The following is a 13360-nucleotide window of genomic DNA, read 5'->3' as shown; positions in this document are numbered from 1 at the left end:
ATGATGAACTCATTGGATACAGGGCTGCTTGATTAAGCTTATGGATATCGGGTTGATTTATAATGAATGATAATATTACAGGACAGACGTTAATCTGATCAAAAATATAGAGGGGTAGTTGCAATTACATGGCTGAATTAAACGAGCTGATTCTGGAACAGCTGTTATGGATTATTGGCGGAATGGCATTACTTACGGTGATCTTGCTGATTGTGAGTATTGTTCAAGGGGCGAAGTTACGAAAGTTTAAACGTAAATATGAAGCCATGATGGCTGGCAGTGGAGTAGAGGACCTGGAATCGTTGCTGATTAATCTGAAAATTCAGATGGACAGCATTGAGGATGAACACAAACTGCAAACGAATCAGCTGCAAGTTGTCATGCAAAAGCTGACCCGCATTCAAGGTAAAGTTGGCGTGAAAAGGTACAATGCATATGGAGAGCGTGGCAGTGATCTGAGCTTCTCCATGGCCATGATTAACGATAGCCAGGATGGCATGATTCTTACGGGGATATATAACCGCGACGGTTCTTATGTATATGCCAAACCTCTTAAAGGGGGAGAGTCCACGTATACTCTGTCCCCAGAGGAAAAGGAAGCTATTACTCTGGCACAGCAAGCAGAGTAGAACGTGTATGCCATTCCCGAATGGCCGAGTATAGACTGCTGGAAATAATCTCGGACATGCGCATAACAAGACTGAGCCGTGTGTTCTGTAAAACAAAGTATTCCATAAAGCCGCCGACGTTAACGATACCTGTCAGATGGATATCGCCGACCGGCGGTAATTCTTTATTTACCCCCGCACCCGGCTTGAGTGGACCATTCACAACTTGAATGCATCCCACACTGGATGATTGTCCGAGACAGGCGTCAATGCCAATCACATAAGGGTTTTGGTGTGTTTTCTGTATGTTGTGGAGTGTATCTTGCAGGTTCATCGCATGGACTGGTTCATCCAAGGTACCATATAGATGGAATAAAGGGCTGTCCCACTTGGAAAGGGCTGATCCGACCAGAGGACCAAGGCAGTCGCCTGTTGAGCGATCTGTGCCGATGCAGACAATCACTACATTTTGCAGAGAATGGGCTTTATAGAGATGGAACATTAAACGATGGGTAATGGCCGAGTGAATACCTGGATCGGTATGGGGGATTTTCAAACTGGTCATGTCTTGTGATGAAAAGGAACGCGAAGTAGGATTCATAGGATCTATCCTTTCCCTTGGAATAGTAGTAACAGTATATGGAAAGGTAGAGCGTTTTATACTTCACGAGGACAAGCTTTTTCTCTAGGGTTGGACGTATGGCGAAAGGAGCCGAACATGGACGAATGGATTAACGATTGGATGCTGATTGCGTTTGATTCAACCCAGCAGGCACTGCGTGCTGAAATGCTGCTGGAGTTTGCTGAGATAGAGATTGATTTGTTCCCTACACCAAAAGAAATTACAGCAGGGTGTGCGTTATGTATTCAGTTTCCAAAGGAGGATCTGGAGCGAGTGCAAAAGATCATTCGTAACGAGTTCGTAGAGATCCGAGGCCTCTATTTCAAAACAGAAGACAGCTATGATAACATACCGATGTAGAGGAGGAATGATGAATGTTGTCATTTCAGTTTGCTCAAGGGAATGATGGCGGCGGTGCGGTAGCGGCCGTCGGTGAAGCCCTTCGATGGACGGATAAAGTATGGAACAAAATTGCAGATCCAGACATGTGGCTTAACATTATGTTCAGCTCAATCCGGATCATCATTATTTTTATCATCACCCGTATTGTCATTAAGGTGGTCTATCGAATCATAGATCGTTCCATGGAACGCAAGCAGGAAGGCAAGATTCGCGTGAATCCGCGCAGGTTCGTAACCGTAGGGGAACTGTTGAAAAATGCGACCTCCATAACATGTAATTTTATTATGATTCTGCTACTGTTATCTGAGATCAATATCCAAGTTGGACCACTACTCGCGAGTGCTGGTGTGCTCGGGCTTGCCATTGGTTTTGGTGCACAGGGTCTGGTCAAGGATGTTATTACCGGTTTCTTCATTATATTGGAGGATCAGTTCGCTGTGGGGGATGTTATTCAGACGGGAACCTACAAGGGAACGGTTGAAGTGATCGGACTTAGAACAACAAAACTGGTCAGCTGGCAAGGTGAGGTACACATTATCCCAAACGGGGCGATTGCAAGTGTAACGAACTACTCCATGTCGAATTCGCTGGCGGTAGTGGATATTCCGATGAAGGCGGACTTAAGTCTCGATGAGTCGGTACATTTGGTGAAAAAGTCTTTGGTTGGGATTGAAGAGCGTGATCTAAATATTGTGAAGGTGCCGGATGTGCTCGGTATACAGTCGATGTCTACATCTGAGTATGTGGTGCGAATTGTGGCTGAATGTATGCCTAACTCTCGTGCTTCGGTGGAACGTCAGATTCAGGGCGATGTGAAAAAAACGCTGGAGTATCATGAGATGAGCAATCAAGCCGTATTGGAACAGGCAGTAGCTTTGGAGAAAGATGAGGGGGATGGCACAGGTGGAGCGTAAAAGTTTCCAGCTTGGGGATATCGTGCAGATGAAGAAGCAGCATCCCTGTGGCAGCAACGAGATGGAGATCATTCGTATGGGTATGGACATTCGGATCAAGTGTGTCGGATGTAAACACAGTGTGTTGATTCCAAGAGCGAAATTTGAGAAAAACATGAAGAAGGTACTGCGTTCAGCCGAAGATTTCACTGAATCCTGAGCTTGCAACAATTCGGTATGCAGTGTGCGTAATAACGTTTACATGCAGGCTTCGTATGAGTGTTGCGTTCTGTAAATGATCATGCTATAATCAATAATGCTGCGGAAAGGTACCCAAGAGGCCCAAGGGGGCTGACTCGAAATCAGTTAGGCGTGTCACAGCGTGCGTGGGTTCGAATCCCACCCTTTCCGCCACTTCAATTGTAACTTACTCAATACACATTGAGTTTAATAAAAAGATCGATAAGAAGACTTTCCATTAGGAAAGTCTTCTTTGTATAACGTTTTATTGAACATGTATTGAACATGTATCCATATCAGATTCATCATTAATGACTCGAACGAAAAATAAAGAGCCCCGAAGGGCTCTTTATCCGGCGGTGCATTTGTTTGTTAGGAAACAATCGGTCGTAACAATCAGACACTTGGTGTACTGCACGAAGCAATACGCGTGCTTCAGACGAAGGGCCTTACTACACATAACCACTTGCTTCTTAAATTACGTGATGAATCTCCAACAGCGAATGATCGGCTTCGTTGTCCAACGGAACCACACCTCTCTCGTGCACCGCCTGATTGTATTATGTGCTTTATTCCGTTTTATATACATGAATCGTAAAAAAGTATTGCGATTAATGGACGCGGGCTTTGGTCAGCTTCTTCCACTTGCGATTATGATTGCTTGTTTCGGGAAAAGCTTCACTTTTTTGCAGCGTTACCCGCTTCGGGTTTTGAATTTCCGTGACAAAGCTTTTTTCCCCAACTTCCGTGTACTCTCCATCGTTTGGGGCTTTGTCTCCTGGTTCAAACTCGGTTTTTTCACCCATGATAAAACCTCCTTTGCAAATTATGTTGCATTGTTACTTCTGTAGTGTGCTCCATAGCCGGGCTGATCATGTGCCAATATGTACAGGGAACGTTTGCTTGCACTTTGACTCGGTATTTGTTATATTAATATAGTTCGAGTTTGTGCTCGTTCCTTGCTCTCAACCTAGATTGAGGGCCAGAGTCCATAAGGAGGTGAAAATTATGCGCAAATATGAAGTGATGTACATTATTCGTCCTGACATTGAGCAAGAAGTTGTTCAAGCTACAGTCGATAAATTCCAAGGCATCATCTCCAACGGCGGTGGTGAAGTTACAGCTCACGACGTTATGGGTAAACGCCGTCTTGCGTATGAGATCAAGAAATTCCGTGATGGTTTTTATGTTCTGGTACATTTCACTGCTGAACCAGCAGTTGTAACTGAACTTGAGCGTCTCATGAAGATTTCTGACGAAGTAATTCGTTATCTCATTACCAATGACGTTAAGTCTGCTTAAGACAACTCGTGATTAACGCACCAATACGCTCTGAAGGAGGGGATTACATTGTTGAACCGTGTCATTCTGATCGGACGGTTAACCCGGGATCCTGAGTTGCGTTACACTCCAGCAGGAGTAGCAGTTACGCAATTTACTTTGGCAGTGGACAGACCGTTTACAAGCCAAGGGGGAGAAAAGGAAGCCGATTTCATTCCGGTCGTAACCTGGAGACAGCTTGCCGAGACTTGTGCGAACTACTTGCGCAAAGGACGCCTGGCTGCAGTCGAAGGACGCATTCAAGTACGGAACTACGAGAATAACGAAGGAAAACGTGTATACGTGACCGAAGTTATTGCCGATAATGTCCGTTTCTTGGAGTCAGCTAACCGTGATAACAGCGGTGGCGGCGGTGGGCAACCAATGCGTGAAGAGCCTTCTTATGGAGGCGGCGGACGCGCGAACAATAACAATAATTCGCGTAGCAACAATCAGGATCCTTTTTCCGATGACGGAAAACCGATTGATATATCGGATGATGATTTGCCATTTTAACATGAGCTGATACTCTTAGGAGATATGGGTTACATGATAGGAAAGGACTGAAAAGCATGGGCTTCAAGCAAAGAGAAGGCGGAGACAACGATAAAAGACCGGCACGTCGTGGCGGCCGTAATAAACGTCGTAAAGTGTGCTTCTTCACAGCTAACAAAATTACTCACATCGATTATAAAGATACGGACTTGCTTCGTAAATTTATCAGCGAACGTGGAAAAATTTTGCCACGCCGTGTAACAGGTACTAGCGCTAAATACCAACGCATGCTGACGATTGCAATCAAACGCTCCCGTCAAATCGCATTATTGCCATACACAACTGAGTAGTCTTTACTCAGCTTGCATACGAAGCAGTCGGCTTATAGCCGGCTGCTTTTTTGTATATATCAATAGAAGTATTAGAAATAACGATCCACTCTAACAAATGGAAGAATTCAATACTGTGGTGATAGAAGCATTCAAGGCTCAAATGAATTATAATAGAGTCTAATCTACTGAAAAGGTTCAGGCAGCAGGAATAGCTGTTTATTTCAGAATAAACACCAGGAGTGGATATGAATACATCAAAACGTAAAGGCAAACAGAGAAAAAAGAGTCTGAAAAACTGGATTATAGCTACTCTTTTACTTTCCATTATATATGTGTGGTTACAGCAAAAAGGCGATATAGATAACATGTGGCCCGGGACAACAATCCAAGAAGCTGTGCCAATTATCGGCTTACATCCTGTGGTAGCAGAGAATGAGAAGTTATTGGTACGTAAGGCAGCCAGACGTGGAATAGAGATTGTGATCACCCACGGCTACCGAAGTTCTGAGGAGCAAGATGCACTATTCAACCAAGGACGCTCAAATGCAGGAAATATCGTTACTAATGCACGTGGTGGTGAGTCTTATCATAACTACGGATTAGCAATTGATTTTGCATTGAGGATGCCTGAGGGTGATGTGGTGTGGGATATGGAACGGGATGATAACGGCAATGGCAAGGCAGACTGGATGGAAGTTGTGGATCTCGCCAAAGAGTTAGGTTTCACTTGGGGTGGAGACTGGGCAAACTTTCCGGACTATCCTCACTTGCAGATGGATTTTGGCTTGAGTATTAATGAGTTAAAACGTGGTAAAAGACCTCCTGATTCTTAGTAAAGGCGTTATATATACAATTAAATGAATAAATATTAGATAAGCTCTGCATTTTGCAGGGCTTTTTTCTTTCTTTTGTAAAATAAATGATAAAAGATGACAATTTGGTCTTTACATTAGCAAATAAATAAAACTATACTAGATTAACTAGATTTTTTACTCTGATCGCACATACTATTTTAATTGTAAGCATAACGGCTCCGATTGAATAAAATTCAGCTATAAACCGAGATATAATCATCACCCATATATATAACATTTACCTCACGCAGAATTAAGAATGTCTACTTAAATTAAAGTATATACCTACACTACATGTAACTGATATGTTATGTACATGTTATTTTCACTAATTACTTATGTACACCTCACAGCTAAAAACAAGATAACACCTCTCAAAATCCCTACTATATGCCTTTATAGTATTACTAATATCCAAATCTGTAGTATAAAAAACATTTATACCAAAAATCTCAAAATAAGCATTGACGTTAGCTAAAATTACACGTATGATTACATTAATTATTTTGCTGTATAATTCCACTAGGAATTATCAACATTAATTGACCAATGGTCTAAATATAAGTCTCTGAAACTTGTTTCTCCTAACAATTTGGTATTTTGTATAAGCTATTGTTCGTTATCTTCAAGAACTTGGAAATATACAGTAGATGCATTCCTCTACACACGAATACAATCTACGGAAATTATGGGGTTAGGGTGATTGATTTGAATACAGAGCTATTGGAAGTCAGAAATCTAACAACATCATTCAGAATTGAAGATGACTATTATGCAGCAGTGGATCACGTTAACCTTACGGTGAAGAAAAATGAAGTGTTGGCGATTGTAGGTGAATCCGGGTCAGGTAAAAGTGCTTTTGCATTCTCTCTTATGGGTTTGCATAACAAAGCAAAGATCGAAGGCCAGATCCTCTATAAAGGACAAGATATTGCCAACATCTCCCCAAGCAAATTAAACAAGCTACGCGGCAAAGAAATGGGCATGATTTTTCAGGACCCATTGTCCGCACTAAATCCTCTAATGATTATTGGTGAACAGATTGAAGAGATTCTCACACTTCATCAGTCCAAGCTGTCTTCCAGAGAGAAGAGAGAAAAGGTCATTCACTTATTGAATCAAGTAGGGATTCCACGTCCCGAACAAATATACAAGCAGTATCCCCACGAACTATCTGGTGGTATGAGACAGAGAATTGTTATTGCCATTGCGATTGCGAACAAACCGGAATTACTCATAGCTGATGAACCAACGACGGCGCTTGACGTTACGATTCAACTACAGATTCTGGAGCTGATCCGTGATCTGAAGAATGAAATTAACGCAGGCATTATTCTGATTACACATGATCTGGGTGTCGTAGCTGAGATGGCTGATCGCGTTGCAGTTATGTATGCAGGCGAAATTGTTGAAATCGCAGATATCTTCACATTGATGAACAATGCGAAGCATCCATATACCCGCTCACTCTTGAACTCTATTCCCACACTGTCTGAAGAAAGATCCAAATTGCATGTCATCCAAGGCATCGTACCATCACTCAAAAATCTTCCTCGCAAAGGGTGCAGATTCAAAGCCCGAATTCCATGGATTAGTGAATCGGCTCATGAAGAGAACCCACAGATGCATGAAATTGCACCAGGTCACTTTGTACGTTGTACCTGTTACCAGCACTTTCATTTCCCTGACCAAAGCTGAGGAGGAATAACATAATGGCATTACTCGAAGTAGAAGGGCTCAAGATACACTTTCCGATTCGCGGTGGATTGCTAAAACGGGAGATTGGCAGTGTAAAGGCTGTTGATGATGTTAGCTTCTCCATTGAAGAAGGACAGACCTATGGTCTGGTTGGCGAATCAGGTTCAGGTAAGACAACAACAGGCAGAGCCATTATTGGGCTAAACCATGTCACTGACGGAAAGATTCTATTTAACGGGAAAAACTTGGCTACGGAGCGACGTAAGAACAGGCAGCTCCAGCGGGATGTACAAATGATTTTTCAAGATCCATATTCATCACTGAATCCTAAGAAGCGGGTTATCGATATTATCGCTGAGCCGTTTCGTAACTATGAGCGTCTGACAGCTACCGAGGAGAAAAGACAAGTAAGAGAATTACTTGAGAAGGTTGGCCTGAGTCCGGAATCAATCTACAAATATCCGCATGAATTCTCAGGGGGGCAGCGTCAACGGATTGGCATTGCACGGGCTATTGCACTGAAGCCGAAGCTAATTATCGCGGATGAACCTGTATCTGCACTCGATGTCTCGGTCCAGGCTCAGGTACTTAATTTCATGCAGGAGATTCAAAAAGAATTAAATTTGACGTATCTGTTCATCAGTCACGATCTGGGCATCATCCGCCATATGTGTGACGAGATAGGAATTATGTATAAAGGTCGATATGTGGAACAGGGCACAACAAATGATATTTTCGAGAATCCGCAACACATCTATACCAAACGTCTTATTGCAGCCATTCCGGATATGGACCCAACCAAACGAGAGGAAATGGTAGCCTTCCGTCAACAGGTCAAATCCGAGTATGAACATTCATACCGAAATTTCTTTGATGAGGAAGGGCTTGCATACTCGCTCAAATCCATTTCCGATACTCACCGAGTAGCTCTACCTCAGAAAGGTTGAAGGCCATATGTGGAAAACGATAGTACGCAGAATTATCATAATGATCCCTCAGATATTTTTACTTAGTCTTTTGGTCTTTCTGATGGCTAAGGCCATGCCGGGCGATGCGTTAACCGGATTGCTTGATCCAAGCGTTGATCCAAAAGCATTGGAAGCCCAGCGAGAGAGACTGGGATTGAATAATCCTTGGTACGTGCAATATTGGGACTGGATCAAAAACGCCATCCAAGGTGATTTTGGACAATCCTTCCGTTTCAAAATGCCGGTTACCGACCTGATCGGTCAGCGTGTAGCAAATACATTCTGGCTCGCACTGGCGACGCTTGTACTGACTTACCTGATCGCTATTCCACTGGGTATCATCAGTGGTCGTTACAACGATACCTGGTCTGATCGGTTGATCACGGGATACACCTACCTGGGCTTTGCCGCACCATTGTTCATCTTCGCACTGGTGATGGTATGGATCTTCGGATTCCACTTCGGCTGGTTCCCGACGGGGGGAAGTGTTGCGCCAGGACTTACACCGGGCACATTCAGCTACGTGATGAGTAAGTTCTATCATCTATTATTGCCGGCATTATCCATGGCACTGATTACAACGGTATCTACCGTTCAATATTTGCGTAGTGAAATCATTGATATCAAACATAAGGAATTCGTTATTACTGCGAGAGCCAAAGGCGCTTCAGAATCCCGGATCTATAACAGACATATTTTGAGAAACTCGCTATTACCTATCGCCGCATTCTTCGGATATGAGATTACGGGGCTTATCGGTGGTACGGTATTTATCGAAAGTATATTCAGTTATCCAGGTATGGGGCAGTTGTTCCTGAGTTCCATCTCATTGCGTGACTTCAGCGTTGTAACTGCACTTGTATTGTTATATGGCGTAGCTTCCATTCTCGGGGCATTGCTGTCTGACATAATTCTAGGAATTGTAGATCCACGTATACGGATCAAGTAAGAACTTGAAGATTTCGGGGTGAAAACAAGATGAGCAAGGCCAACGAAGTAGTTGTAACTTCACAAAAGGTTGATAAAAGCCCCTCCAGCTTGAGTATTTTATGGAGGGAGCTTGTCAGAGATAAGGTGGCACTAATCTCGCTCATTTTCTTGGGCTTGATCATGTTGCTGGTATATGGCACGTCTCTCATTCTGAATCAGGATGATATCGTACGCGTGGATCTGTTTGCCTTATATGAACCACCATCCGCTCAATATTGGCTTGGAACGGACTATGGAGGTCGTGATGTATTTGGCCAACTGGTCATCGGTACACGTAACTCCCTGACCATTGGAATTATCGTAACGTTAATGACTGGTTTCATAGGTATCTTAATTGGCCTTTTATCCGGTTATTTCGGTGGAATGATAGACAACCTGTTTATGCGTGTTGTTGACTTCTTCATGATCCTTCCGATGTTGATGATTGTTATCGCGTTTGTTACGGCAGTTCCGAAATACAATATCATCTCGTTTTCTCTAATCATGACGGCATTTCTCTGGATGGGTATTGCCAGATTGATTCGTTCCAAAGCATTACAGGAACGGGAACTGGATTATGTAAAAGCTTCAAAAACATTGGGCTCTTCTCATCTGAAGATTATGCTCTCACAGGTTCTTCCGAATCTGAGTTCCATTATCATCGTAACGATGACATTGAATCTCGCTGCCAACATTGGCCTCGAATCCGGGCTGTCTTTCCTGGGATTTGGTTTTCCCGAAAGTACGCCTAGTCTTGGAACACTCGTAAGTTATGCACGTAATCCGCAAACCCTGGAATCCAGATGGTGGATATGGCTACCCGCATCGGTGCTGATCCTGGTATTGATGTTGAGTATAAATAATGTCGGTCAAGCCCTAAAGCGTGCGACTGATGCAAGACAAAGAAGAGGTTAAAAAAAGGGAGGAAAGGTTCATGAAAAAGGGATTATTTTCACGGGGACTATTTTTCACGATGATGTTGGTCTTTGTATTGGTGCTCGCAGCGTGCTCTGAGAAGGAAGCGGCTACTCCAGCTCCAGCTTCCAACACAGAAGAGGGAAAAACGGAGGAAAAACCTGCTAATGAAGAGGGCGTTTACTCCATTGATGACTTCAACAATGTTAAAACAAATGAGGGTACTGCGATCGAAGGTGGATCGATTACATTTGGACTTGTGTCGGATACTGCTTTTGAAGGTACACTGAACTACAATTTCTATTCCGGTAACCCGGATGTACAAGTTCTTCAATGGTTCGATGAAGGCTTGCTGACTTGGGATAAAGACTATGTATATACCAACGATGGTGCAGCAACGTATGAGACATCTGAAGATGGAAAAACGTTCACACTGACCATTCGTGACAATGTGAACTGGCATGATGGCAAGCCGGTAACGGCTGAAGATCTGCAATTTGCTTATGAAGTAATCGGTAACAAAGCGTATGATGGTCCACGTTACGACTCCAACTTCACTAGTGTAGTAGGTATGGACGAGTATCATGCTGGAAAAGCAAAAACAATCTCTGGTATTAAAGTGCTGGGCGACAAACAAATCAGCATTACGTATAAAGAATCTACTCCGTCCCTGCTGACAGGTGGCGTATGGACGTATCCATTGGCTAAACATATCTTCGGAGATATGGATGTAGCAAAAATGTCTTCTTCTAAAGAAGTACGTGAAAAACCAATTGGTTTTGGTCCATTTAAAGTGGATGTCATCACTCCGGGTGAGTCTGTAACTTATGTTAAAAACGAAGACTACTGGCGCGGGGCTCCGAAACTGGACAAAGTGACTCTGAAAGTTATCAACCCGACAACGGTTGTTCAAGAACTGAAATCTGGCGGGGTAGACCTCGTGGATGCATTCCCGACAGATCAATATAAAGAAAATGCAAACCTGTCCAACGTAGAATTCCTTGGCGCCATCGATCGTGCTTATACGTACATCGGTTTCAAACTGGGTACGTGGGATGAAGAGAACGGAAAAGTTAAAAGCAATGCTGAAGCAAAAATGGGCGACAAAAACTTGCGTAAAGCGATGTGGATGGCTGTAGATAACGATCAGGTTGGTAAACGTTTCTATAATGGCCTGCGTTGGAATGCAACAACCCTGATTCCACCATCACACCCAGAATTCCATGATTCCAACAATCCGGGTGTAGCATATGATCCAGAAGCAGCGAAAGCATTGCTCGACGAAGCTGGTTACAAACTGGATGGTGAATTCCGTACGAATCCAGATGGAACACCGCTCGAAATCAACTTTGTATCCATGACTGGTGGAGACACAGCTGAACCATTGGCTCGTTATTATGTTCAATCATGGGCAGCTATTGGTTTGAAAGTAAACCTGGAAATGGTTGAGTTCAACAGCTTCTATGACCGTGTAGGTAACACAGGTAAAGATGATCCAAACATTGATGTGTATCAAGCAGCATGGGGCGTTGGTATTGACGTAGATCCATCGGGTCTGTATGGCCGCGATGCACTCTACAACTTCTCCAGATTCTCCAGCGAAGAGAATGACAAATTGCTGGCACAAGGTATCTCTGCTGAAGCATTCGATGTAGACAAGCGTAAAGAGATCTACAATCAATGGCAGCAATACATGGTAGATGAAGTTCCTGTATTCCCTACACTGTATCGCGCAGTTGTAGCACCAGTTAACAAACGTGTAATGAACTATGCGATTGGTGATGGAACAGGTGTTTACCTGAGCGACTTGCAAGTGAATGCAGACAAAGCAGTTGTAGCTGAGTAATCCTTTCTTCCAGTAGCAACTGTAAGGATTGGGGTCCTTTAAGAAGTCGGTTGCTAGATTATGATGAAGAATTCTCCTGGGAAAATGAATAAAAAGTGTCTTTAAAAACATGGATTCTGTACACTCTGGCATGGGTGTATCGAGTTCATGTTTTTTTTGTAACCAAAAAATAAAAAAAATTTAACTTTTTTTCAAAAAAGTGCAGACAAAATGCCTCTTTACTTCGTCTATATAGGTAAGAGGTGATCATCTTATGAAAAAATGGTGGAAACGGGCAGGTATGCTGCTGGCTCTCTTGCTTATTATATATTTGGGTGTGAAACCGGACATGCTAGTAGGCAAACCGGGGATTAAAGCTGAATCTGCGGTATTAATGGATATGAACTCTGAACAGATCTTAATGGATTTTAACGGCTCCGAAGAGATTGCTCCGGCAGGCGTCAGTAAGTTGATGACAGAACTGTTAGTGATGGAGGCCGTGATTAATGGTGATATAGGCTGGAATGATCTTGTTAATGTGAGTCTGTATGCCAGCTCCGTGGGGGGCAGTCAACTGACCCTGAAACAGGGAGAGCAGTTCACCGTTCAGGAGTTGTTCGAGATCGTAGCTGTCTATTCAGCCAATGATGCAGCGGTTGCTCTTGCTGAACATATCAGTGGTACAGAGCAGAAGTTCGTGCAACAGATGAATCAGAAAGCAACTCAGATTGGACTGTCTGAGGATACACAATTCACGAATTCAACGGGCCTCAGTGAAAAGCTGCTTGGTCCTAACCGTCCGATGGATATACAAGGGCAGACCTTAATGACGGCTATAGATGCATGCAAGCTTGCGCGATATCTGCTGAATAACCATCCCGAGATTTTGAGAATTTCCAGTCAAATGCAAGTATCAATGCATCAAAAAGGGATGTACATGAGCAACACGAACTGGATGTTGTCCTCCATTGGTGGGCCGTATGCTTACGATGGGAATGACGGATTAAAGACCGGGTATGATGAGGATTCCGGATATCATTTTGTGGGGACAGCCGAACGTGATGGAAAAAGACTGATATCAGTTGTATTTGGAACAGATACTCGTGAAGGGCGTTTTGTGGAGACTCGGAAGTTATTCAACTATGGGTTTTCGGGCTCAAAATGAGAGGGCGTACATAGGCATCATCAAAGAGACCTTCAGGACGCCAATGATCCACCT

The 13360-nt window shown here is 43.4% G+C and carries 16 protein-coding genes and 1 tRNA gene; 15 read left to right on the top strand and 2 right to left on the bottom strand.

The features are described from left to right. Positions 1-128 precede the first annotated feature (128 nt). Entirely contained in the window at positions 129-629 is a 501-nt protein-coding gene (locus F0220_RS30205; protein ID WP_036671879.1) for a DUF4446 family protein, read from the top strand. Here the strand turns inward: F0220_RS30205 and yyaC are convergent. Further along, a complete protein-coding gene (gene yyaC / locus F0220_RS30200) occupies positions 604-1209 on the bottom strand; it encodes a spore protease YyaC (protein ID WP_091012199.1) in 606 nt (201 codons plus the stop codon). The two genes, F0220_RS30205 and yyaC, sit on opposite strands and share 26 nt — an antisense overlap. Before the next feature lie 117 nt (positions 1210-1326). On the opposite strand from yyaC, the gene F0220_RS30195 reads away from it, so the two are divergent. The 4 genes from F0220_RS30195 (at position 1327) to F0220_RS30180 (ending at position 2939) form a co-directional block, all read left to right on the top strand. Then, positions 1327-1590, top strand: coding sequence for a putative Se/S carrier protein (locus F0220_RS30195; protein ID WP_017691427.1), 264 nt, complete (start codon positions 1327-1329; stop codon positions 1588-1590). A gap of 14 nt (positions 1591-1604) precedes the next feature. Beyond that, entirely contained in the window at positions 1605-2546 is a 942-nt protein-coding gene (locus F0220_RS30190) for a mechanosensitive ion channel family protein (RefSeq protein ID WP_105600634.1), read from the top strand. Continuing rightward, on the top strand, positions 2536-2745 hold the full coding sequence (locus tag F0220_RS30185) for a DUF951 domain-containing protein (protein WP_105600632.1): 210 nt from the start codon (positions 2536-2538) through the stop codon (positions 2743-2745). The genes F0220_RS30190 and F0220_RS30185 overlap by 11 nt, the downstream gene beginning before the upstream one ends. Before the next feature lie 103 nt (positions 2746-2848). Beyond that, positions 2849-2939: transfer RNA gene (locus F0220_RS30180), tRNA-Ser, on the top strand. Positions 2940-3376: 437 nt separating this feature from the next. Here the strand turns inward: F0220_RS30180 and F0220_RS30175 are convergent. After that, positions 3377-3571 (bottom strand): YjzC family protein, encoded by a 195-nt coding sequence (locus F0220_RS30175; protein WP_149846879.1) that lies wholly within the window; start codon positions 3569-3571, stop codon positions 3377-3379. 202 nt (positions 3572-3773) lie between these two features. Between F0220_RS30175 and rpsF the strand changes: the two genes are divergently transcribed. The 10 genes from rpsF (at position 3774) to F0220_RS30125 (ending at position 13306) form a co-directional block, all read left to right on the top strand. Next, the gene (gene rpsF / locus F0220_RS30170; RefSeq protein WP_036611944.1) at positions 3774-4067 is read left to right on the top strand and encodes a 30S ribosomal protein S6; all 294 of its coding nucleotides are present in this window, start codon (positions 3774-3776) and stop codon (positions 4065-4067) included. Between the two features lie 48 nt (positions 4068-4115). Then, on the top strand, positions 4116-4601 hold the full coding sequence (gene ssb, locus F0220_RS30165) for a single-stranded DNA-binding protein (RefSeq protein WP_017691432.1): 486 nt from the start codon (positions 4116-4118) through the stop codon (positions 4599-4601). 56 nt (positions 4602-4657) lie between these two features. Continuing rightward, complete coding sequence (gene rpsR, locus F0220_RS30160) at positions 4658-4930, top strand: 30S ribosomal protein S18 (protein WP_017691433.1); 273 nt, start codon at positions 4658-4660, stop codon at positions 4928-4930. Positions 4931-5157: 227 nt separating this feature from the next. After that, entirely contained in the window at positions 5158-5745 is a 588-nt protein-coding gene (locus F0220_RS30155; protein ID WP_105600631.1) for a M15 family metallopeptidase, read from the top strand. A gap of 729 nt (positions 5746-6474) precedes the next feature. Next, positions 6475-7464, top strand: coding sequence for an ABC transporter ATP-binding protein (locus F0220_RS30150; protein WP_091013183.1), 990 nt, complete (start codon positions 6475-6477; stop codon positions 7462-7464). Between the two features lie 14 nt (positions 7465-7478). After that, the gene (locus F0220_RS30145) at positions 7479-8411 is read left to right on the top strand and encodes an ABC transporter ATP-binding protein (RefSeq protein ID WP_017691436.1); all 933 of its coding nucleotides are present in this window, start codon (positions 7479-7481) and stop codon (positions 8409-8411) included. A 7-nt stretch (positions 8412-8418) separates the two neighbouring features. Continuing rightward, on the top strand, positions 8419-9381 hold the full coding sequence (gene opp4B / locus F0220_RS30140; RefSeq protein WP_036611942.1) for an oligopeptide ABC transporter permease: 963 nt from the start codon (positions 8419-8421) through the stop codon (positions 9379-9381). Positions 9382-9410: 29 nt separating this feature from the next. Next, complete coding sequence (locus tag F0220_RS30135) at positions 9411-10316, top strand: ABC transporter permease (protein ID WP_091012204.1); 906 nt, start codon at positions 9411-9413, stop codon at positions 10314-10316. A gap of 19 nt (positions 10317-10335) precedes the next feature. Next, positions 10336-12162 carry an oligopeptide ABC transporter substrate-binding protein gene (locus F0220_RS30130; RefSeq protein WP_091012205.1) on the top strand — a complete coding sequence of 609 codons (1827 nt, stop codon included), beginning with the start codon at positions 10336-10338 and terminating at the stop codon, positions 12160-12162. A gap of 253 nt (positions 12163-12415) precedes the next feature. Then, positions 12416-13306, top strand: coding sequence for a D-alanyl-D-alanine carboxypeptidase family protein (locus tag F0220_RS30125; RefSeq protein ID WP_074092891.1), 891 nt, complete (start codon positions 12416-12418; stop codon positions 13304-13306). Positions 13307-13360: the final 54 nt, after the last annotated feature.

It is taken from the genome of Paenibacillus sp. 37, assembly GCF_008386395.1.
GTDB classification, from domain to species: domain Bacteria; phylum Bacillota; class Bacilli; order Paenibacillales; family Paenibacillaceae; genus Paenibacillus; species Paenibacillus amylolyticus_B.
This window is presented reverse-complemented; position numbering and strand designations above follow the sequence as displayed.

What these genes read in the sequence shown, in the direction of transcription:
- rpsR (WP_017691433.1), top strand. Translation starts at nt 4,658, where the DNA reads ATGGGCTTCAAGCAAAGAGAAGGCGGAGACAACGATAAAAGACCGGCA.
- F0220_RS30195 (WP_017691427.1), top strand. Translation starts at nt 1,327, where the DNA reads ATGGACGAATGGATTAACGATTGGATGCTGATTGCGTTTGATTCAACC.
- rpsF (WP_036611944.1), top strand. Translation starts at nt 3,774, where the DNA reads ATGCGCAAATATGAAGTGATGTACATTATTCGTCCTGACATTGAGCAA.
- F0220_RS30130 (WP_091012205.1), top strand. Translation starts at nt 10,336, where the DNA reads ATGAAAAAGGGATTATTTTCACGGGGACTATTTTTCACGATGATGTTG.
- F0220_RS30155 (WP_105600631.1), top strand. Translation starts at nt 5,158, where the DNA reads ATGAATACATCAAAACGTAAAGGCAAACAGAGAAAAAAGAGTCTGAAA.
- F0220_RS30175 (WP_149846879.1), bottom strand. Translation starts at nt 3,571, where the DNA reads ATGGGTGAAAAAACCGAGTTTGAACCAGGAGACAAAGCCCCAAACGAT.
- F0220_RS30145 (WP_017691436.1), top strand. Translation starts at nt 7,479, where the DNA reads ATGGCATTACTCGAAGTAGAAGGGCTCAAGATACACTTTCCGATTCGC.
- F0220_RS30205 (WP_036671879.1), top strand. Translation starts at nt 129, where the DNA reads ATGGCTGAATTAAACGAGCTGATTCTGGAACAGCTGTTATGGATTATT.
- F0220_RS30190 (WP_105600634.1), top strand. Translation starts at nt 1,605, where the DNA reads ATGTTGTCATTTCAGTTTGCTCAAGGGAATGATGGCGGCGGTGCGGTA.
- F0220_RS30135 (WP_091012204.1), top strand. Translation starts at nt 9,411, where the DNA reads ATGAGCAAGGCCAACGAAGTAGTTGTAACTTCACAAAAGGTTGATAAA.
- opp4B (WP_036611942.1), top strand. Translation starts at nt 8,419, where the DNA reads ATGTGGAAAACGATAGTACGCAGAATTATCATAATGATCCCTCAGATA.
- F0220_RS30125 (WP_074092891.1), top strand. Translation starts at nt 12,416, where the DNA reads ATGAAAAAATGGTGGAAACGGGCAGGTATGCTGCTGGCTCTCTTGCTT.
- yyaC (WP_091012199.1), bottom strand. Translation starts at nt 1,209, where the DNA reads ATGAATCCTACTTCGCGTTCCTTTTCATCACAAGACATGACCAGTTTG.